This is a genomic window from Streptomyces chlorus (assembly GCF_042655885.1).
In the GTDB taxonomy this organism is placed as follows: Bacteria; Actinomycetota; Actinomycetes; order Streptomycetales; family Streptomycetaceae; genus Streptomyces; species Streptomyces chlorus.
Map to the genome: position 1 here is coordinate 24,483 of NZ_JBHSOA010000136.1, position 19,455 is coordinate 43,937.

Below are 19,455 nucleotides of genomic sequence, written 5' to 3' on the forward strand. Positions count from 1 at the left end.
CCTGAATTTTCCCGTCGTAGCGGTGGAACATTTGAGCGAAGGTGGAACCGGAGTGCAGGACAGGGCGCGCGCAACCCGCAAAGTGCTGCTGGAATCAGCAGCACATCTATTCGTCGAGCGGGGGTATGCAGGAACGAGTGTCAATGAAATAAGCGATCACTCGGGAAGAACCAGTGGGGCGATCTATTTCCACTACTCCAGTAAGGAAAGGCTGGCATTGGCCGTGGTCCGCGAGCAGTTCGCCACCTGGCCGCAGCTCGCCACGGCCTACGCCAGGCCCGGCATCCCTCCGCTGGAGAAGCTGGTCGGCCTCAGCTTCCGTGTCGCGCAGTCCCTCAGTGAGGACATCGTGGCGCGTGCCGGTGCACGACTGTGGGCGGAACGCCGCACCATCGAGGCTGCCGTCCCCACGCCGTTCGACGCCTGGTCGGTGGCCGCCACCCGGCTTCTCGCCCAGGCACGCACCAGAGGCGAACTCGCGGAAGGGGTCGAGCCGTCGGCCGCGGCCGTGACGCTCGTGTGCGCGTTCTTCGGGCTCTGCACCCTGACCGACGAGATGCCGGGCGGGCGGAACTGGAGAGAGCGGCTGGACCAGTGGTGGATGCTCGTACTCCGGTTCCTGCAGGCGGATCCTGACCCGGCCGCCCTGCTCGCCCGCGCGCGGGCGGGGATGCCCGCGCAGCCGGAGGACCCGGCTCCGAGCCCTGCCTGACGGGGCCCGCACGCCCGGTGGCGGAGGGCGGGGCAGCGCGACGGGCGAGCCGGGGACGGGGGTGCGTCGGCCGCCCTTCGGGAACCAGGGGCAGGAGCGGGCCGTGGACGCCCGGGCGGTGGTACCGGCTGCGTGCCCCGAGGGTCGACGCCTGGGGCCGTGCCCCCTGGCTGCGGTACGACGGAGGACCGCCCGTCTCTGCCGGCGTCCTGTCACCGCGAGCACCGCGAGGCCCTGCGCGTCAAGGGCCCTCGGTGCGGAGACGGTCGCGTTCCCGGCCCTTTCCACGGGCGTCCACCGCCGGCCCCCGGAGGACGCGGCCCGCATCGCGATCCACGCGGTGCGCGCCCCCACACACTCCAGGAGATCTGTTCCGTCCTTCACGACGACCGCGCGTACACCACGTGCGCCGCAAAGCTGCGCCGGCCGGGGTGAGGCACGGGCTGCGCAGGCTGCCGTGGTGTCAGTCGGTGAGGCCCAGCGCCCCGGCTGCCTGGATGGCCAGCCAGACCTCCGTGAGCGCGCCGGTCGAGGACAGGTCGCGGCCGGAGAGGGCGCCGAAGCGGCGCAGGCGGTAGGCCAGGGTGTTCGGGTGGATGTGCAGCACCGCCGCGGCGGCCTCGGTACGGCGGTCGCGTTCCATCCAGGTGCGGGCGGAGACCAGGAGCTGGGAGTCGTGCTCCGCGTCGTAGCGCAGCACCTCGCCGAGCACGTGGTCGACCAGCGCGGTCAGGACCGCGGGGTCGTCCGGCAGCCAGCGGCCCGTCGCGTCGGCGCCGTAGCGGACCAGCGGGCGGCCCGACTCGCCCGCCTTGGAGACCGCCCACAGAGCTTCGCGCTGGGCGACCTTCAGAGCCGCGCCCGGCTGGAAGGGGCGGCTCATCCCGGCCGTGACGGCCGGCAGCGCGCCGATGGTGTCGGCCAGCTGCGGCGCCCCGAGCACATACCGGTCCTCGCCCCAGGTCAGCAGCAGATGCGGGTGGTCCTCGAGGCAGGCAAGCAGCGCCTCGTCGGGGGTGTGCCGGACCACGATCAGGACGGTGTCGCCCTCGATGGAGTGCCGGGCGAGCCTGCGGCGGGCAGCCTCCGGGTCGAGCACCTCCTGGAGCAGCTCGGCCAGCGTCTCGGCGCCCTCGCGGCGCAGCGTCTCGCGTTCGCTGCGCACCATCGCCACCCGCAGCGCCGCCACCGTGGCGATGTGCTGGACGACCGCGAGGCCGGCGGGCTGGGCGCCCTGCCGCTCGTACGCCACCAGGAAGCCCGCCGGGCCGCCGGGCGCCGGCACCGGCAGGACGAAACCGCCGGGGACGGTCGGCGCGGCGTCCACCGAGGCGGGCAGCACCCCCGGGCCGGGGGTCGGCACCCCGGGCAGCAGCGGGCGGCCCTGCGGGGTGCAGAGATACACGTCGTATCCGGACAGGCGTTCGAGGCGACGCAGGAGGGTCGGAGTGTCGAGGTCCTCGGCGACCATCCAGCGCAGCGAGCCGAAGACCTGCAACTGTGCGCCCAGCCGGTGCCGGGCGTCCTCCTGGACCGCGGCGGCGACCTCCTGGGAGACCGCGATGAACGGGACGGCGAGCGGCACCTCCAGCACCGGGAAGCCCCGCTCCTCGGCCGCCCGGAAGAACGCCTCGTGCAGCACGGGCATGTGCAGCTGCGCCGACAGGGCCAGTGCGGAGACGCCGGCGTCGTCCAGCCGCTCCAGATAACGGCGCTGCCCGGCCGCCGTGCGGGGGATCGCGAGCCCCGTCGTCATGAGGATCTCGGCCCCCAGAAGCCACGGGGTCGGATCATCCAACTCGCTTACGTGCGCCCAGGATACGGACCGGCCGAGGCCGTTGCTCCCCGCCTTCACGGACAGCTGGAGGGCGGGGAAGGAGAGCAGATCCTCGACGGTGAGTTTGTCGACAGCCACATGAAACAGGCTATCTCTTCGTGACTGGCACAATTGTCGGTGGTCGGCGAGTGACCCACACTGTGGACCCGTCCCCCGGTATGAACGGCAGGTGAGAGCCCCATGGCGACCTCGGTCACCGAAATCGAGACTCATGGTGTCGAGCAGATCCCGGACGAGGACCGCACGGCCCGTCCGCTCGACCTGTTCCGGCTCGCCTTCGGCGGCGCCAACACCTTCGCGACCTGTGTGCTGGGCGCCTTCCCCATCCTCTTCGGCCTCTCCTTCTGGCAGGGGCTCGCGGCGACCCTGCTCGGCCTGATCGCCGGTGCCCTGCTGCTCGCGCCGATGGCGCTCTTCGGCCCCGCCAACGGCACCAGCAACTCCGTCTCCTCCTCCGCCCACCTGGGGGTGCACGGCAGGGTCGTCGGCTCCTTCCTCTCGCTGCTCACCGCGATCGCCTTCTTCTCGATCTCGGTGTGGTCCTCGGGCGACGCCCTCGTCGGCGGCGCGCACCGGCTGGTGGGGCTCCCCGAGTCCACCCTGTCGTACAGCGCGGCGTACGCGATCTTCGCCGCCCTCGTGCTGGTGGTCTGCGTCTACGGCTTCCGCTTCATGCTGCTGGTCAACAAGATCGCCGTGGTGGCGGCGTCGGCCCTGTTCGTGCTGGGCGCCTTCGCCTTCGCCGGCGACTTCGACCCCGGCTACGCGGGAAGCTTCGCCTCGACTGCCGACCCGCTGTTCTGGCCGTCCTTCATCGGCTCCGCGCTGATCGTGCTCTCCAACCCGGTCTCCTTCGGCGCGTTCCTCGGCGACTGGTCCCGCTACATCCCGGCCGCGACGCCCCGCCGCCGGGTGATGGGCGCGGCGTTCCTGGCCCAGGCCGCCACCCTGCTGCCGTTCGTCTTCGGTCTCGCCACCGCGTCGATCATCGCGACCCAGGCCGTCAAGTACGTCGACCCGGACGCGCCCAACTACGTCGGCGGCCTGCTCGCGATCTCCCCCGGCTGGTACTTCCTGCCGCTCTGCCTCATCGCGCTGATCGGCGGCCTGTCCACCGGCACGACCGCCCTGTACGGCACCGGGCTGGACTTCTGCAGCGTCTTCACCCGCTTCAGCCGCGTCCAGGCGACGGTCCTCATCGGCGCCCTGTCCATCGTGTTCATCTTCATCGGCCGCTTCGCGCTGAACCTCACCCAGTCGATCTCCACCTTCGCCACCCTGATCATCACCTGCACCGCACCGTGGATGGTCGTGATGATCCTCGGCTACGTCACCCGACGGGGCTGGTACGACGCCGAGGCGCTCCAGGTCTTCAACCAGCGCCGCACCGGCGGCCGCTACTGGTTCGCCCACGGCTGGAACTGGCGCGGCCTGGCCACCTGGCTGGTCTCCGCCGTCGTGGCACTGCTGTTCACCAACCTGCCCGGCCAGTTCGTCGGACCGCTCGGCAACCTGGCCGACGGCATGGACATCTCGCTGCCGGTCGGCCTCGTCCTCGCGGCGGTGCTCTACCTCGTCCTGCTCGCCGTGTTCCCCGAGCCGCGCGGAGTGTACGGACCGGCGGGACCCCGCTTCGTCCGGACCTCCGACGCCGAGGTCCTGCCGATCAGCGGCGGCCCGCAGGAGGCCGCCCCCGTGGAGCCGGCCTCGGTCGGCTGACCCTCCGGGCCGGTCGCGGCCCGTCGACCGGTCCACCGGCCGGCCCGACGGGCCACCTCCCCGCGCTTCGAGGCCGGACGGCGCAGGATGGTCGGCGGCCGGCAGCACGAGAAAACCCTCCTCCCCATCGGCCACCTCCCGCTCCCGCTCGCTGTCGCCGGCCACGAGGGCTCGACCGTGCTGGTCGGCATCAACGGGCTGCGGCTGCTGCGCGAGTCGGCATGGCGAACCGGGGCAGCGCAGGCCGGCTGAGGTTCATGTCGGATTTCCGCGAGACCGGGCCCGTTCCGTCCCCGATGCTGGACCCATGCAGAAGGGGATGCACATCGACACCGAACGCTGCGTGCGTGCCGTCCGGTCCAAGGACGCGCGGTTCGACGGCTGGTTCTTCACCGCCGTCCTCACCACCGGCATCTACTGCCGGCCCAGCTGCCCGGTGGTACCGCCCAAGCCCGAGAACATGGTCTTCCACCCGAGCGCGGCGGCCTGCCAGCAGGCGGGATTCCGGGCCTGCAAGCGATGCCGTCCCGACACCAGCCCCGGCTCACCGGAGTGGAACCAGCGGGCCGACGCCGTGGCCCGCGCCATGCGGCTGATCGCCGACGGGATCGTGGACCGGGAGGGAGTGCCCGGCCTTGCCGCCCGGCTCGGCTACAGCACCCGGCAGGTGGAACGCCAGCTGCTCGCCGAGCTGGGCGCGGGACCCCTCGCCCTCGCACGGGCCCAGCGCGCGCAGACCGCGCGGCTGCTCATCGAGACGACGGCCCTGCCGATGACGGAGATCGCCTTCGCCGCCGGCTTCTCCTCCGTCCGCACCTTCAACGACACCGTGCGCGAGGTCTTCGCCCTGGCCCCGGGCGACCTGCGCGCCCGCGCGCCGAAACGGACCCCCGGTCCCGCCGGAACCACCGGCACCCCCGCCTCCACCGGCACCCCCGCCGCGCTGTCGCTGCGCCTGCCGTTCCGGGCCCCGCTCACTCCCGACAACCTCTTCGGCCACCTCGCCGCCACCGCCGTACCCGGCGTGGAGGAGTGGCGGGACGGTGCCTACCGGCGCACCCTGCGGCTGCCGCACGGGCACGGCTTCGTGGCCCTGGCCCCGCGGCCCGACCACATCGCCTGCCGTCTCACCCTCACCGACCCGCGGGACCTCACCGTCGCCATCAGCCGTTGCCGCCGCCTGCTCGACCTGGACGCCGACCCGGTGGCCGTCGACGACCGGCTGCGCACCGACCCGGTCCTCGCGCCCCTGGTGGACAAGGCACCCGGGCGCCGGGTCCCGCGTACGGTCGACGAGGCGGAGTTCGCCGTCCGGGCCGTGCTCGGACAGCAGGTCTCCACCGCGGCCGCCCGTACCCACGCGGCCCGCCTGGTCACCGCGTACGGCGAACCGGTGGACGACCCGGACCCGGAGGGCGGACTCACCCACCTCTTCCCGTCGCCCGAGGCACTCGCGGATCTGGACCCCGAGACCCTGGCCCTGCCCCGCGCCCGCCGCGCCACCTTCACCACGCTGGTGCGCGCACTCGTGGACGGCGGCCTGCGCCTGGGCGTCGAGAGCGACTGGCCCGAGGCCCGCGCGAAGCTCCTCGCCCTCCCGGGCTTCGGCCCCTGGACCGCCGACGTCATCGCCATGCGCGCCCTCGGCGACCCCGACGCCTTCCTCCCCACCGACCTCGGCATCCGCCGCGCCGCCCGGGAACTCGACCTGCCCTCCACCCCCGCCGCGCTCACCGCACACGCGGCGGCCTGGCGGCCCTGGCGGGCGTACGCGGTGCAGTACCTGTGGGCGACGGACAGCCACCCGATCAACGTCCTGCCGGCATGAGGACGTACGAGCGCCGATGAACACATACGAAGCCCCGGAGCCCGGAGCCCGGAGCCCGGAAGTGGATGGAGCCGATGAAGCAGCACACCGTGATCGACAGCCCGTACGGCCCGCTGACGCTCGTCGCCGACGACGGCGTCCTGTGCGGCCTCTACATGACCGACCAGCGTCACCGCCCCCCGGAGGAGACCTTCGGCGACCGCGTCGATCCCGGCTCCGCCGCCGCTCCCGCCGCGAGGGCCTTCGCCGACGCCGAGGAACAACTGGAGGCCTACTTCGCGGGCGGGCTGAAGGAGTTCACTCTGGAGCTGCGCCCGCACGGCACCCCGTTCCAGCGCCGCGTCTGGGACCTGCTGACGGACATCCCCTACGGCGAGACCCGCACGTACGGCGAAATCGCCGTGGCCCTCGGCAATCCGAAGGCGTCCAGGGCCGTCGGACTGGCCAACGGCCGCAACCCGATCGGCATCGTCATCCCCTGCCACCGGGTCATCGGCGCGAGCGGCGGCCTCACCGGATACGGGGGAGGCCTGGACCGCAAGCAGCGACTGCTGGACTTCGAGCGGGGCCCGGCCCTGTTCCCGCAGTCGCTGCCCTCCGGCTCCGTCAGGGGCCCTCGTACCGGTGCGACACGGGCGACGGAGACCGCTCGGGGGTGAAGTCACCCGTCGAGGGCCGCACCGCGCGGGTCCGTTCGTCGTTCCCGAGCACCATCTCGGGGTCGAACATGACGATCACCGCGGCCAGGACGAGGACCGCCACCGGGCCGGCGAGCATGGCCAGGAGGAAGGACATCAGGCCGACCGAGGACTGCGAGGACGTACCGGCGTGCTCGAGGTGCACGCTCACGGCGGCCATGCCCATGTAGTGCATGCCGGTCACCGCGATGCCCATCACGAGGCTCGCCCCCAGGCTCGCCCAGAGCCCTCGGACGGAGACCGCTGCCCACAGCGCCGCCGTGGCCGCGACCACGGCGATCAGGACGGACAGCACCACGGCCACCGTGTCGTAGCGGATGGTGCCGCCGGCGTCCATGGCGGCCATGCCGATGTAGTGCATGGCCGCGACGCCCAGCCCCGTGATGAGACCGGCCGTGCCCAGGACGGCCGGGCGGGCACCGCGGTAGCCGACCAGGAACACGCCGATGGCGACGACGAGGATCGCGACGGCCAGACTCAGCAGGGTCAGCCGGGTGTCGTACTCGACGACCGCGCCGTTGACACTGAAGCCGATCATCGCGACGAAGTGCATCGTCCAGACGCCGCAGCCGATGGACACGGCTCCCAGGCTGAGCCAGCCGATCCTCCGGCTCTGCTGCGCCCCGCGGCGCATGGACCGCACGGTGCAGCGCAGACCCAGCGCCGACCCCAGACATGCCATCAGGTAGGAGATGACAGGAGTCACCGCTCCGTAGTGGAAATCGGTCAGTGTGGCGGTCACGACCACATGCCTTTCGCGGAAAGTGCTCGCCACCATGGGTCGAGCACACACAACGGGTGAGAGAGGCATCAAAATCGAGCCACGTGGCTGAATTATTCATAGATCAACCAGTGCTGCCTACATTCGGATGCTGTGTCGTCCGTCACGGAAGGCGTTGTTCTGCTGTCACAGAGTATTCGGGGTGACCCCCGCTGGACCTCCAAACGTCCTCAAATCATGATCAGTTCACCTGATGTCCTTCCTCCAGCTCCGCGGTGCCCGAGCCGTCGGCGAGGACGTCCAGCGCGGTCAGCACGCGGCGACCGAGGGAACCAGGGAGATATTCGGCCAGATCCGCGCGCGGCACGAGCCGCCAGGACAGCAGCTCCTCCTCCTGCAGGCGGATCGCCGCGAGATCGTCCGCGCCGAGTACTCCGCCGTCGTACAGGTACGCCACCACCGGCGGCCGTCCGGCCCCACGCACCCAGTCCACGACCAGCAGGCGTCCGAGCTCACGGTCCAGCCCGATCTCCTCGGCCGTCTCGCGCCGTGCCCCCTGGCGGGGGGTCTCCCCGTCGTCCGACTCGATCGTGCCGCCGGGCAGCACCCATCCCTCACGGTAGTTCGGCTCGACGAGCAGCACGCGGCCCTCGCCGTCCCGGAAGAGGGCGGCGGCGCCAGCGAGGACACGGGGGAGCGAGGCGATATAGGTGGCGTAGTCCTGAACATCCTGAGTGGGGGTCATGCGGGAAGGGTAGTGGCGGTGAACGACCGCACCGCGGCCGGGAAGCCCGGCCGGCCAGGGCGCACGGCAGCACACGCCGGTCCCGCGACCGGCACCGGACGGCGCACGCGCCGGGGGCACGGCGACCCCGGCCGGACGCCCGGCTCACGCCGCCCGGCGCGACCGGCCCCGTCCGCGCTCGATGTCCCTCCCGGCCCCCGTACGCCCGACGTCCTTCCACGGGCTGGGCAGGGGCATGACGGTCCGGGGAACCGAGGGCTAGGGTTCTGCGGTGGCGCGACTGACCCGGCATGCGTACGGGCCCGGAGAGCAAGGGATGGCGGAAGTGGCGGACGCTGCAGTGAGCGGTACTCGATCAGCACAGTCAGTACGGTCAGCACAGTCGGAAGCGCCGGCGCGGCGGGTGCTCGTCGCCGCGGACAAGTTCAAGGGGTCGCTGACGGCCGTGGAGGTCGCCGAGCGGGTGACCGCCGGGCTGCGCCGGGTGGTGCCCGGCCTCGAGGTCGAGGCGCTTCCCGTGGCCGACGGAGGCGACGGCACGGTGGCCGCGGCGGTCGCGGCCGGCTTCGATCGGCGGGAGGTACGGGTCACCGGCCCCCTCGGCGACGAGGTCACCGCGGCGTTCGCGCTGCGCGGCGACACCGCCGTGGTGGAGATGGCGGAGGCCAGCGGCCTCCAGAGGCTGCCGGGCGGCGTACTCGCGCCGCTGACGGCGTCCACGTACGGATCCGGCGAGCTGCTGACGGCCGCGCTGGACGCGGGCGCGCGGACCCTCGTGTTCGGGGTCGGCGGCAGTGCCACCACGGACGGTGGCGCCGGCATGCTGGCCGCGCTGGGCGCCCGCTTCCTGAAGGCCGACGGCGAGCCGGTGACGCCGGGCGGCGCCGGTCTCGCCGAGCTGGCCTCGGCGGATCTGTCGGGCCTGGACCCGCGCCTAGGCGAGGTCGCGTTCGTGCTCGCCAGCGATGTCGACAACCCGCTGACCGGCCCGAAGGGCGCCCCGGCGGTCTACGGCCCGCAGAAGGGCGCTTCCCCCGAGGACGTGCGGCGGCTGGACGCGGCGCTCGCGCACTTCGTGAAGGTGCTGGAGGAGCCGGCCGGGGCCAGGGCCACCGAGTTCGCCGCCTCGCCCGGTGCGGGCGCGGCCGGCGGCATCGGGTACGGCGCGCTGCTCCTCGGGGCCCGGTTCCGGCCCGGTATCGAGGTCATGCTGGACGTCCTCGGCTTCGCGCCCGCGCTGGAGCGGGCCGACCTCGTGATCACCGGTGAGGGCTCACTGGACGAGCAGACCCTGCACGGCAAGGCCCCGGCGGGGGTGGCCGCCGCGGCCCGTGCCGCCGGCAAGGAGGTCGTCGCGGTGTGCGGGCGGCTCGCGCTGCCGCCGGAGGCGCTGGGGCGGGTGGGGATTCGGCGGGCGTACGCGCTGACCGATCTCGAGCCGGACGTGACGACGTGCATCGCGGAGGCGGGCCCGATCCTGGAACGCACCGCGGAGCGGATCGCACGGGACTTCCTGGGCTGAAGAGGGTTCTCCGCCCGGTCGCGCCGAACCGGAGGGCTCCGCGCCCTGGGCCCCCGGCCTTCGCCCACCCGCCACCCGACGCCGGTGGGTCGGACGAGCAGCCCGCTCGCTCGGCGCTTCTCACCGACCGAGCGGAAGCCGGGGCGGACGGGGACGTGCCGAAGAAGGTCTTTCGCCCCCGCGGCCCTCTCCCGTCCCGACCCTGGGTGCTTCCGTCCCCGGACTCCCACTTCGGCCCTGGACGGGCCTCGTCCTCAAACTCCCCCAGAGGGGGGACCCCCAGACGGGTCGCATGGCCCTGCCCACGCCTTTCCACTCACCGAGCCGGGTGGTGGTCGGGCATAGGCCCGGGGGCCCGCTGGCGGAGCCCCGGCAGGGCCCGCACCCACGCCGGGGGCCCAAAAAAGCAAGGAGCCCCGAACCCAACAGGGTCCGGGGCCCACAGCGGCAGTGTTACGGCTGCGCCGCCCTCGCCTCGCGGCGATTGCCGCGGAAGTTGTTCACCCGGCGAGCCGTGGCGAACAGCGGGATCACCGCGCCCATCACCAGCTGCAGCGCGCAGCCGGTCTGCAGGAGCAGCTGGCCGCTCGGGGCGTCGAAGGCCCAGGCCGCCAGCAGCCCCATGGCCAGCACGATCCAGGAGAGCATCGCCACCGCGAGGGGGCCTCGCGGCTTCGGGTACTCGACCCGGCTCACCATCAGCCAGGCCGTGCCCAGGATCGCCAGAACCGTCGCCACGAACGGCAGCTCCAGCAGCACGATCGAGACGATGGTCAGCGCCCCGAACGGTGACGGCATGCCCTGGAAGGTGCCGTCCTTGACGGTGACGCAGGAGAACCTCGCAAGCCTCAGCACCACCGCCAGCAGCACCACGATCGCCCCGACCGCGGCCACCCTCTGGTGCGCGTCGTCCGCGACCATGCCGTACACGAGGACGAAGTACGCCGGGGCCAGACCGAAGCTGATCAGGTCCGAGAGGTTGTCGAGCTCCGCGCCCATGGGGGAGGAGCGCAGCTTGCGGGCCACCAGGCCGTCGAACAGGTCGAAGACCGCCGCGCACAGCATGAGGATCACGGCGGTGGCCGCGCTGTGGCGGGCCATCCCGCTCTCCTGGCTGCCCGTGAGGTGCGGGATCAGGATGCCGGTGGTGGTGAAGTACACCGCCATGAAGCCACAGGTGGCGTTGCCGAGGGTGAGGGTATCCGCTATCGACAGGCGGAGTGAGAGGGGCATCTCCTCCTCGTCGTCCGCGCCGTCGGCGTCGGGCACCCAGCCTGTCTGTGTCTTCTCTGGATCAATCACGGTCAATGCGAGTCACCCCAGCCACGGTCTTCTGGCCCACCTCGACGTCGATCTCCACACCCTCGGGCAGGTAGAGGTCGACACGCGAGCCGAACCGGATGAGACCGACCCGCTCGCCCTGCTCGACCTTGGTGCCCTCGGGCACGTAGGGGACGATGCGGCGGGCCACCGCACCGGCGATCTGGATCATCTCGATGTCGCCGAGCTCGGTGTCGAAGTGCCAGACGACGCGCTCGTTGTTCTCGCTCTCCTTGTTGAAGGCGGGAACGAATCCACCGGGGATGTGCTCGACCGACGTCACCGTGCCGGCCAGCGGGGCGCGGTTGACGTGAACGTTGAGCGGGCTCATGAAGATCGCGACGCGCGTCCGGCCGTCCTTCCACGGCATGATGCTCTGCACCACACCGTCGGCGGGCGAGATGACCCGGCCCCGGGTGATCTCGCGCTCGGGGTCGCGGAAGAACCACAGCATCCCCGCCGCGAGAGCGGTGGCGGGGACGGCTACGGCCTTGGCGGCACCCGAGCGGCGGGCACGGACCAGGCTGACGGCTGCGGTGGCGACGGTCGGCAGGAGCCACGGCGATGCTCCGCGCGCGAGGCGCACGCCGGCGAGGCTGTCGCGAGATGCAGAGGTTTTGCTGTGGGGCATGGATGACCTTCGTAGCGGATAAGTGCCGCGCATGGACAGGGGACGGCGGCTTTCCGGCGATCGTAGCGGCTCCAGGTGACAACTGGGTAAGCCAGGCAGTCGAGTCGGTGACCGGAGAGTGCTGACGGGGTGTGATCCTCTATTCCAAGAAAACACCCCGTATCCGGACATTCATCCCTGGAATCGATACTCTTCGAGCAGTCTGCGACCGATGATCATTTTCTGGATCTCGGCGGTACCCTCGCCGATCAGCAGCATCGGCGCCTCGCGGTAGAGGCGCTCGATCTCGTACTCCTTGGAAAAACCGTAGCCGCCGTGGATCCGGAAGGCGTCCTCGACGACCTCCTTGCAGTACTCGGACGCGAGGTACTTGGCCATCCCCGCCTCCAGGTCGTTTCGTTCTCCGGAGTCCTTTTTGCGTGCGGCGTTCACCATCATCGCATGCGCGGCCTCCACCTTGGTAGCCATCTCCGCGAGCTTGAACTGAATGGCCTGGTGCTGGGCGATCTGCTTGCCGAACGTGTGCCGCTGCTGGGCGTACCGGACCCCGAGTTCGAAGGCGCGCTGGGCGACACCGCAGCCCCGCGCCGCCACATTGACGCGGCCGACCTCGACGCCGTCCATCATTTGGTAAAAACCGCGGCCGGTGACCCCGCCGAGCACGCGGTCCGCCGGAACGCGCAGTCCGTCCATGATGAGCTCGGTGGTGTCGACGCCCTTGTAGCCCATCTTGTCGATCTTGCCCGGGATGGTCAGACCGGGCCGCACCTCGCCGAATCCGGGCTCCTTCTCCACCAGGAAGGTCGTCATCGACTTGTGCGGCGCCGTGCCCTCCGGGTGTCCTTCGTCACTCCGCACCAGAACGGCCACCAGGGACGACGTGCCGCCGTTCGTCAGCCACATCTTCTGGCCGTTCAGGACGTACGCGTCGCCGTCCTTCACCGCCTTCGACGAGATCGCCGACACGTCGGAACCCAGGGCCGGCTCCGACATGGAGAACGCGCCCCGGACGTCGCCGGCCGCCATGCGCGGCAGGAAGTGGTCCTTCTGCTCCTGCGTGCCGTGCTGCTTGAGCATGTACGCGACGATGAAATGCGTGTTGATGATGCCGGACACCGACATCCAGCCGCGCGCGATCTCCTCCACGCACAGGGCGTACGTGAGCAGCGACTCGCCCAGCCCTCCGTACTCCTCGGGGATCATCAGACCGAACAGGCCGAGTTCCTTCAGGCCGTCGACGATCTGCTGCGGGTACTCGTCGCGGTGCTCCAGGCCGGTCGCGACCGGGATGATCTCCTTGTCCACGAAGTCCCGGACGGTGGAGAGGATCTCCCGCTGGACGTCGGTCAGACCGGCCGTCTGGGCGAGTCGCGCCATGGCTACTTCTCCTGCTCTCGCTCTGAAATGTCCAGCGGTTCCGGGCGGCCGGGCTGTTCGCCGCCGCGCTCCTTGATGTACGTCTCGGTCGGCACCATCACCTTGCGGCGGAACACGCACACCAGGGTGCCGTCCTGCTTGTAGCCCCTGGTCTCGACGTGGACGATGCCGCGGTCGTTCTTCGACTTCGACGGCCTCTTGTCGAGCACGGTCGTCTCGCCGTAGACCGTGTCGCCGTGGAAGGTCGGCGCCACGTGCCGCAGCGACTCGATCTCCAGGTTGGCGATCGCCTTCCCGGAGACGTCCGGCACCGACATGCCGAGCAGCAGTGAGTAGACGTAGTTGCCCACGACGACGTTCTTGCCGAAGTCCGTCGTCCTCTCCGCATAGTTGCTGTCCATGTGGAGGGGGTGGTGGTTCATGGTGAGGAGGCAGAAGAGGTGGTCGTCGTACTCCGTGACCGTCTTGCCGGGCCAGTGCTTGTAGACCGCGCCGACCTCGAACTCCTCGTAGGTGCGTCCGAACTGCATCGCGCTCAGGACCTTTCTAGTCGGTGGGCATCTCGAACGTGCCGGTGCGCCGCATACCGGCGGCCCGTCCCTTGCCGGAAACGACCAGGGCCATCTTGCGGCTGGCCTCGTCGATCATCTCGTCGCCGAGCATCGCGGAGCCCTTCCTACCGCCCGCCTCGGATGTGTAGTAGTCGTACGCGTCCAGGATCAGCTCGGCGTGGTCGTAGTCCTCCTGGGAGGGCGAGAAGATCTCGTTGGACGCCTCGACCTGGCCCGGGTGGAGCACCCACTTGCCGTCGAAACCGAGGGCGGCGGCGCGCTGTGCGACCTCGCGGTAGCCGTCGACGTTGCGGATCTGCAGGTAGGGGCCGTCGATCGCCTGGAGGTTGTTGGCGCGGGCGGCCATCAGGATCTTCATCAGGATGTAGTGGTAGGCGTCCGCCGGGTAGCCGGGCGGCTGCTCACCCACGACCAGCGACTTCATGTTGATCGACGCCATGAAGTCGGCCGGGCCGAAGATGATCGTCTCGACGCGCGGGGAGGCCTGCGCGATCTCGTTGACGTTGTTCAGGCCCTGGGCGTTCTCGATCTGCGCCTCGATGCCGATGCGGCCGACCTCGAAGCCCATGGTCTTCTCGATCTGGGTGAGGAGCAGGTCGAGCGCGACGACCTGCTGGGCGTCCTGCACCTTCGGCAGCATGATGCAGTCGAGGTTCGGGCCGGCGCCCTCGACGACGGTCACGACGTCACGGTACGTCCACTCGGTCGTCCAGTCGTTGACCCGCACCACGCGCGTCTTGCCGGTCCAGTCGCCCTCGTTGAGGAACTTGACGATGGTGTGCCGCGCCTCGGGCTTGGCGAGCGGAGCGCAGGCGTCCTCCAGGTCGAGGAAGACCTGGTCCGCCGGGAGGCCCTGGGCCTTCTCCAGGAAGCGCGGGTTCGAGCCCGGTACCGCCAGGCAGGAGCGCCGGGGGCGAAGGCGGTTCACAGTCGTCATGCGGGGACCTCCAGGGGGTCGAGCTTGTTCGCGTTGCGGATCTCGTCGACGATACGGCCGATGATCCCGGTGATGTCGAAGTCCTTCGGGGTGAAGACCGCGGCCACTCCCGCGGCCCTGAGCTGCTCGGCGTCGGCGTTCGGGATGATTCCGCCGGCGATCACCGGAATGTCGGCCGCGCCGGCCTCGCGCAGCCGCTCCAGCACGTCCGGCACCAGCTGGGCGTGGGAGCCGGAGAGGATGGACAGGCCCACCGCGTGGACGTCCTCCGCGAGGGCGGCGTCCACGATCTGCTCCGGGGTGAGCCGGATGCCCTGGTAGACCACCTCGAACCCGGCGTCGCGGGCCCGCACGGCGATCTGCTCGGCGCCGTTGGAGTGGCCGTCCAGGCCCGGCTTGCCGACCAGGAAGCGCAGCTTGCCGACGCCGAGGTCACGCGCCGTCACCTCCACCTTGCGGCGGACGCCGGCGAGCGCCGAGCCCGCCTCGGCGGGGACGGCGACCGGCGCCGAGGACACCCCGGTCGGGGCGCGGTACTCGCCGAACACCTCGCGCAGGGCACCGGCCCACTCGCCGGTCGTGGCCCCCGCGCGGGCGCACTCCAGGGTGGCCTCCATCAGGTTGCCGTCGCCCTTCGCGGCCTCCTTCAGCGCCTCCAGCGCCTTGCAGGGGCGCGGGTGGTTGAACGGCGGCTGGTAGCGCGTGTCGCGCCAGCGGCCCAGCGCCCCGACCACTCGCGCCTCGACGGCCGGGTCGACGGTCTGGATCGCGGTGTCGAGATCGGCGGTCAGGGGGTTCGGCTCGGTGCCCTCGAAGGCGTTGACACCGATGATCTTCTCCTCACCCGACTCGATCCGGGCCCGGCGCGCGGCGTGCGAGGAGACCAGCTGGGACTTGAGGTAGCCGGACTCGACGGCGGCCATCGCGCCGCCCATCTCCTCGATCCGCCCCATCTCGGCCAGCGACGCCTCGACCAGCTCGTCCACCTTGGCCTCGACCACCTTGGAGCCCTCGAAGAGGTCCCCGTACTCCAGCAGGTCGCTCTCGTAGGCGAGCACCTGCTGGATGCGCAGCGACCACTGCTGGTCCCAGGGGCGGGGCAGGCCCAGGGCCTCGTTCCAGGCCGGCAGCTGGACGGCACGCGCGCGTGCGTCCTTGGAGAGGGTCACGGCCAGCATCTCCAGCACGATCCGCTGGACGTTGTTCTCCGGCTGCGCCTCGGTCAGACCGAGGGAGTTGACCTGGACGCCGTAGCGGAAGCGGCGGTGCTTGGGGTTCTCGATGCCGTACCGCTCGCGTGTGATCCGGTCCCAGATCCGGCCGAAGGCGCGCATCTTGCACATCTCCTCGACGAAGCGGACGCCCGCGTTCACGAAGAACGAGATACGGCCGACGACGTCGCCCATGCGCTCCGGCGGCACCTGGCCGGAGTCGCGCACGGCGTCGAGCACCGAGATCGCCGTGGACATCGCGTACGCGATCTCCTGGACCGGTGTGGCGCCCGCCTCCTGCAGGTGGTAGCTGCAGATGTTGATCGGGTTCCACCTCGGCATGTGGGAGACCGTGTACGCGATCATGTCCGTCGTCAGGCGCAGGCTCGGCCCCGGCGGGAACACGTGCGTGCCGCGGGACAGGTACTCCTTGACGATGTCGTTCTGGGTCGTCCCCTGGAGCTCGGTGAGGTCCGCGCCCTGCTCCTCGGCGACGACCTGGTAGAGCGCCAGCAGCCACATGGCGGTGGCGTTGATCGTCATCGAGGTGTTCATCTGCTCCAGGGGGATGTCCTGGAACAGCCGGCGCATGTCGCCGATGTGCGAGACCGGCACCCCGACCCGGCCGACCTCACCGCGGGCGAGGACGTGGTCGGGGTCGTAGCCGGTCTGCGTCGGCAGGTCGAACGCCACCGACAGACCGGTCTGGCCCTTGGCGAGATTGCGCCGGTACAGCTCGTTCGACGCCTCGGCCGTGGAGTGCCCGGCGTAGGTCCGCATCAGCCACGGACGGTCCCTTTCCTTCTGCGCCTGCGGCGCAGGGCGCTCGGTGCGGGTGTCGACGCTCCTCGGCCCGCGGTCGCTGCGCTCCCTTGTCTTCGTCTCTTTCGACACAGGCGCGCCCTGCGCGGCAGACGGGTTCTGACGCTCTGTCATTCAACGGCCCTCAGATGTTCCGGAAGCGGTTGATGGCGTCCACGTGCTGCGCGCGCTTGGCGTGGTCGCGCACGCCCAGGCCCTCCTCGGGGGCCAGGCACAGCACGCCGACCTTGCCCTGGTGGAGGTTGCGGTGCACGTCGTGGGCGGCCTGGCCGGTGTCCTCCAGGGAGTACACCCGCGACAGCGTGGGGTGGATCTTTCCCTTGGCGACGAGGCGGTTGGCCTCCCATGCCTCGCGGTAGTTGGCGAAGTGGGAGCCGACGATCTTCTTCAGGGACATCCACAGGTACCGGTTGTCGTACTCGTGGTTATAGCCCGAGGTCGAGGCGCAGGTGACGATGGTGCCGCCCTTGCGGGTGACGTACACGGAGGCGCCGAAGGTCTCGCGGCCGGGGTGCTCGAAGACGATGTCCACGTCCTCGCCGCCGGTGAGTTCGCGGATGCGCTTGCCGAAACGCTTCCACTCGCGCGGGTCCTGGGTGTTCTCGTCCTTCCAGAATTTGTAGTCCTCGGCGGTGCGGTCGATGATCGCCTCGGCGCCCATCGCCCGGCAGAGGTCCGCCTTCTGCTCGCTGGAGACGACGCAGATCGGGTTGGCCCCGCCGGCCAGCGCGAACTGGGTGGCGTAGGAGCCGAGTCCGCCGCTCGCGCCCCAGATGAGCACGTTGTCGCCCTGCTTCATGCCGGCGCCGTTGCGGGAGACCAGCTGCCGGTAGGCGGTGGAATTGACCAGGCCGGGGGCGGCGGCCTCCTCCCAGCTCAGGTGGTCCGGCTTCGGCATCAGCTGGTTGGACTTCACCAGCGCGATCTCCGCCAGGCCGCCGAAGTTGGTCTCGAAGCCCCAGATCCGCTGCTCCGGGTCGAGCATCGTGTCGTTGTGGCCGTCGCTGGACTCCAGCTCGACGGAGAGGCAGTGGGCGACGACCTCGTCGCCGGGGTGCCAGGCGTTGACCCCGGGACCGGTGCGCAGCACGACGCCCGCGAGGTCGGAGCCGATGATGTGGTACGGCAGGTCGTGGCGCCTGGTGAGCTCGCTGAGCCTGCCGTAGCGCTCCAGGAAGCCGAAGGTCGCCATCGGCTCGAAGATCGACGTCCACACCGAGTTGTAGTTGACCGAGGAGGCCATCACAGCCACCAGGGCCTCGCCCGGGCCGAGTTCGGGCACGGGCACGTCGTCGAGGTGGAGTGACGTGCGGGGGTCCTTGTCGCGGGTGGCGAGCCCGGAGAACATCTCCGTCTCGTCCTTGTGCACGGTGATCGCACGGTACGACTCGGGCAGCGGGAGGGCGGCGAAGTCCTCCGACGTGGAGTCGGGCGACTGGATCGCGGCCAGGATGTCCTTGACGGTCACGGTGTTGCCTCCGGCGATGAGCAGTGCCCTGAGGGAGGGGCGCTGAGGGTTACGTCGGTGCTGCTGAGGGTTGAGGGGATGCCGTCGGTTCGGCGGTGGTGCTTCGGCAGCGCTTGGTGGCGCGGGAGGGTGCCTGTGACGCAGGCGTCCGGGCGGGCAAACCTTCCGGCTTGCTGGGACAGCCGGCGCACGAAGGGTCTCTGCGCGCCGGCCGCCCGGACTCCTTCAACGTATGGCACGCCGTGACAGTGCGCAAGGCACTGGGTGCCATGAATCGCTCTCAGATGAAATCTTTACGTAACAAATGAGCGATGATCGATCGAATGGCGCCCGAAGAGGGCGTGAAAAGGGGCCCTGACGTGGCAAAACGGCCACCCCATGGGGTGGCCGTCGTCAGCACGGCGAGATGTGCTCAGCGCGCTTTCAGAGCACTGCTCAGTGCCTCGTCAGGACCTCCTGGTGCCCCTCGAGCGCTCCTCAGCGTTCCTTCAGGGCCCGCTCGATGGTCCGCATCACCTCGTCCAGCGGGGCATCGGTGCGGGCGACCGTCACCAGCACCTCGCCCTGGGCGGACACCGAGGCGGCCGGCGGTCTCGGCGGCACCGTGCGGCGGCCCGCCATGATCCCGTTCCCGAAGGTCTTGCGGACGATCGAGAAGGCGTGGTCGAGCTCCGCCTCCACATCGCCCTGGCCGTCCGCCCTGAGCCAGCGCCGCAGCACATGGTTGTGCGCGGTGACCACGGCGGACGCGGCGACCTCCGCCAGCAGTGGGTCGTCGCCCGCGTCCTCGTCGTGCGCGTGCTCGTCGAAGTGGCCGAGCAGGTAACGGGTGAAGAGACGCTCGTAGCGGGCCACTGACGCGATCTCCGCCTCACGCAGGGTGGGCACCTCGCGGGTCAGCCGGTAGCGGGCGACCGAGATCTCCGGCCGCGCCGCGTACATCCGCATGACCTCCTTGATGCCACGGCACACCGTGTCGAGCGGATGTTCGTGCGCCGGCGCCGCGTTGAGCACCGCCTCGGCGCGTACCAGGGTGTCGTCGTGATCGGGAAAGATCGCCTCTTCCTTGGACCGGAAGTGCCGGAAGAAGGTGCGGCGGGCGACCCCGGCCGCGGCCGCGATCTCGTCGACGGTGGTGGCCTCGTATCCCTTGGTCGCGAACAGCTCCATCGCGGCGGCCGCCAGTTCCCGGCGCATCTTCAGCCGCTGGGCGGCGGCGCGACTGCCGGCGGCGCGTTCCGGCGGCTCGGTCGTGGCGGGTGTACGGGAGGACTTGGCGGGCTGGGACATGCCCCGAACGTACTGCATGTGCGCAGCTCGCCGCGCCGGACCGGG

17 protein-coding genes are annotated in these 19,455 nt (G+C 70.7%); 6 read left to right on the forward strand and 11 right to left on the reverse strand.

All coding sequences use genetic code 11. The features are described 5' to 3' along the window. Positions 1–52 precede the first annotated feature (52 nt). Positions 53–712 (forward strand): ScbR family autoregulator-binding transcription factor, encoded by a 660-nt coding sequence (locus ACFPZI_RS34615; protein ID WP_381371127.1) that lies wholly within the window; start codon positions 53–55, stop codon positions 710–712. 463 nt (positions 713–1,175) lie between these two features. Here ACFPZI_RS34615 and ACFPZI_RS34620 read toward each other — a convergent pair whose 3' ends face one another. Beyond that, positions 1,176–2,627 carry a PucR family transcriptional regulator gene (locus tag ACFPZI_RS34620; RefSeq protein WP_381371128.1) on the reverse strand — a complete coding sequence of 484 codons (1,452 nt, stop codon included), beginning with the start codon at positions 2,625–2,627 and terminating at the stop codon, positions 1,176–1,178. A 102-nt stretch (positions 2,628–2,729) separates the two neighbouring features. On the opposite strand from ACFPZI_RS34620, the gene ACFPZI_RS34625 reads away from it, so the two are divergent. The 4 genes from ACFPZI_RS34625 (at position 2,730) to ACFPZI_RS34640 (ending at position 6,755) form a co-directional block, all read left to right on the forward strand. After that, a complete protein-coding gene (locus ACFPZI_RS34625; protein WP_381371129.1) occupies positions 2,730–4,268 on the forward strand; it encodes a purine-cytosine permease family protein in 1,539 nt (512 codons plus the stop codon). Between the two features lie 87 nt (positions 4,269–4,355). Then, entirely contained in the window at positions 4,356–4,520 is a 165-nt protein-coding gene (locus ACFPZI_RS34630) for a hypothetical protein (RefSeq protein WP_381371241.1), read from the forward strand. Between the two features lie 55 nt (positions 4,521–4,575). Beyond that, the gene (locus ACFPZI_RS34635; RefSeq protein ID WP_381371130.1) at positions 4,576–6,096 is read left to right on the forward strand and encodes an AlkA N-terminal domain-containing protein; all 1,521 of its coding nucleotides are present in this window, start codon (positions 4,576–4,578) and stop codon (positions 6,094–6,096) included. Between the two features lie 74 nt (positions 6,097–6,170). Then, a complete protein-coding gene (locus tag ACFPZI_RS34640) occupies positions 6,171–6,755 on the forward strand; it encodes a methylated-DNA--[protein]-cysteine S-methyltransferase (protein ID WP_381371131.1) in 585 nt (194 codons plus the stop codon). Here ACFPZI_RS34640 and ACFPZI_RS34645 read toward each other — a convergent pair. Both ACFPZI_RS34645 and ACFPZI_RS34650 read right to left on the reverse strand, forming a co-directional pair. Next, on the reverse strand, positions 6,703–7,536 hold the full coding sequence (locus ACFPZI_RS34645; RefSeq protein WP_381371132.1) for an MHYT domain-containing protein: 834 nt from the start codon (positions 7,534–7,536) through the stop codon (positions 6,703–6,705). The genes ACFPZI_RS34640 and ACFPZI_RS34645 overlap by 53 nt on opposite strands. Positions 7,537–7,756: 220 nt before the next feature. Further along, the gene (locus ACFPZI_RS34650) at positions 7,757–8,260 is read right to left on the reverse strand and encodes an NUDIX domain-containing protein (RefSeq protein ID WP_381371133.1); all 504 of its coding nucleotides are present in this window, start codon (positions 8,258–8,260) and stop codon (positions 7,757–7,759) included. A gap of 325 nt (positions 8,261–8,585) precedes the next feature. On the opposite strand from ACFPZI_RS34650, the gene ACFPZI_RS34655 reads away from it, so the two are divergent. After that, on the forward strand, positions 8,586–9,782 hold the full coding sequence (locus tag ACFPZI_RS34655) for a glycerate kinase (protein WP_381371134.1): 1,197 nt from the start codon (positions 8,586–8,588) through the stop codon (positions 9,780–9,782). Between the two features lie 453 nt (positions 9,783–10,235). On the opposite strand, the gene pssA is transcribed toward ACFPZI_RS34655, so the two are convergent. The 8 genes from pssA to ACFPZI_RS34695 all read right to left on the reverse strand — a co-directional run bounded on the left by pssA (position 10,236) and on the right by ACFPZI_RS34695 (position 19,410). Beyond that, on the reverse strand, positions 10,236–11,051 hold the full coding sequence (pssA, locus tag ACFPZI_RS34660; protein WP_381371135.1) for a CDP-diacylglycerol--serine O-phosphatidyltransferase: 816 nt from the start codon (positions 11,049–11,051) through the stop codon (positions 10,236–10,238). A 25-nt stretch (positions 11,052–11,076) separates the two neighbouring features. After that, the gene (locus ACFPZI_RS34665; protein WP_381371136.1) at positions 11,077–11,733 is read right to left on the reverse strand and encodes a phosphatidylserine decarboxylase; all 657 of its coding nucleotides are present in this window, start codon (positions 11,731–11,733) and stop codon (positions 11,077–11,079) included. A 171-nt stretch (positions 11,734–11,904) separates the two neighbouring features. After that, positions 11,905–13,110, reverse strand: a complete 1,206-nt coding sequence (locus ACFPZI_RS34670; RefSeq protein ID WP_381371137.1) for an acyl-CoA dehydrogenase family protein — start codon at positions 13,108–13,110, stop codon at positions 11,905–11,907. Positions 13,111–13,112: 2 nt separating this feature from the next. After that, complete coding sequence (locus tag ACFPZI_RS34675; protein ID WP_381371138.1) at positions 13,113–13,640, reverse strand: MaoC family dehydratase; 528 nt, start codon at positions 13,638–13,640, stop codon at positions 13,113–13,115. 16 nt (positions 13,641–13,656) lie between these two features. Beyond that, complete coding sequence (locus ACFPZI_RS34680) at positions 13,657–14,619, reverse strand: HpcH/HpaI aldolase/citrate lyase family protein (protein ID WP_381371139.1); 963 nt, start codon at positions 14,617–14,619, stop codon at positions 13,657–13,659. Continuing rightward, a complete protein-coding gene (locus tag ACFPZI_RS34685) occupies positions 14,616–16,724 on the reverse strand; it encodes a protein meaA (protein ID WP_381371140.1) in 2,109 nt (702 codons plus the stop codon). The genes ACFPZI_RS34680 and ACFPZI_RS34685 overlap by 4 nt, the downstream gene beginning before the upstream one ends. A gap of 52 nt (positions 16,725–16,776) precedes the next feature. Next, entirely contained in the window at positions 16,777–18,120 is a 1,344-nt protein-coding gene (gene ccrA, locus ACFPZI_RS34690) for a crotonyl-CoA carboxylase/reductase (RefSeq protein ID WP_381371141.1), read from the reverse strand. A gap of 477 nt (positions 18,121–18,597) precedes the next feature. Continuing rightward, positions 18,598–19,410 carry a TetR family transcriptional regulator gene (locus ACFPZI_RS34695; protein WP_381371142.1) on the reverse strand — a complete coding sequence of 271 codons (813 nt, stop codon included), beginning with the start codon at positions 19,408–19,410 and terminating at the stop codon, positions 18,598–18,600. Between the last annotated feature and the right edge of the window lie 45 nt (positions 19,411–19,455).

Coding starts and splice junctions, on each gene's coding strand:
- ACFPZI_RS34650 (WP_381371133.1), bottom strand. CDS start 8,260: ATGACCCCCACTCAGGATGTTCAGGACTACGCCACCTATATCGCCTCG.
- ACFPZI_RS34670 (WP_381371137.1), bottom strand. CDS start 13,110: ATGGCGCGACTCGCCCAGACGGCCGGTCTGACCGACGTCCAGCGGGAG.
- ACFPZI_RS34695 (WP_381371142.1), bottom strand. CDS start 19,410: ATGTCCCAGCCCGCCAAGTCCTCCCGTACACCCGCCACGACCGAGCCG.
- ACFPZI_RS34640 (WP_381371131.1), top strand. CDS start 6,171: ATGAAGCAGCACACCGTGATCGACAGCCCGTACGGCCCGCTGACGCTC.
- ACFPZI_RS34630 (WP_381371241.1), top strand. CDS start 4,356: ATGGTCGGCGGCCGGCAGCACGAGAAAACCCTCCTCCCCATCGGCCAC.
- ACFPZI_RS34665 (WP_381371136.1), bottom strand. CDS start 11,733: ATGCCCCACAGCAAAACCTCTGCATCTCGCGACAGCCTCGCCGGCGTG.
- ACFPZI_RS34635 (WP_381371130.1), top strand. CDS start 4,576: ATGCAGAAGGGGATGCACATCGACACCGAACGCTGCGTGCGTGCCGTC.
- ACFPZI_RS34675 (WP_381371138.1), bottom strand. CDS start 13,640: ATGCAGTTCGGACGCACCTACGAGGAGTTCGAGGTCGGCGCGGTCTAC.
- ACFPZI_RS34680 (WP_381371139.1), bottom strand. CDS start 14,619: ATGACGACTGTGAACCGCCTTCGCCCCCGGCGCTCCTGCCTGGCGGTA.
- ACFPZI_RS34625 (WP_381371129.1), top strand. CDS start 2,730: ATGGCGACCTCGGTCACCGAAATCGAGACTCATGGTGTCGAGCAGATC.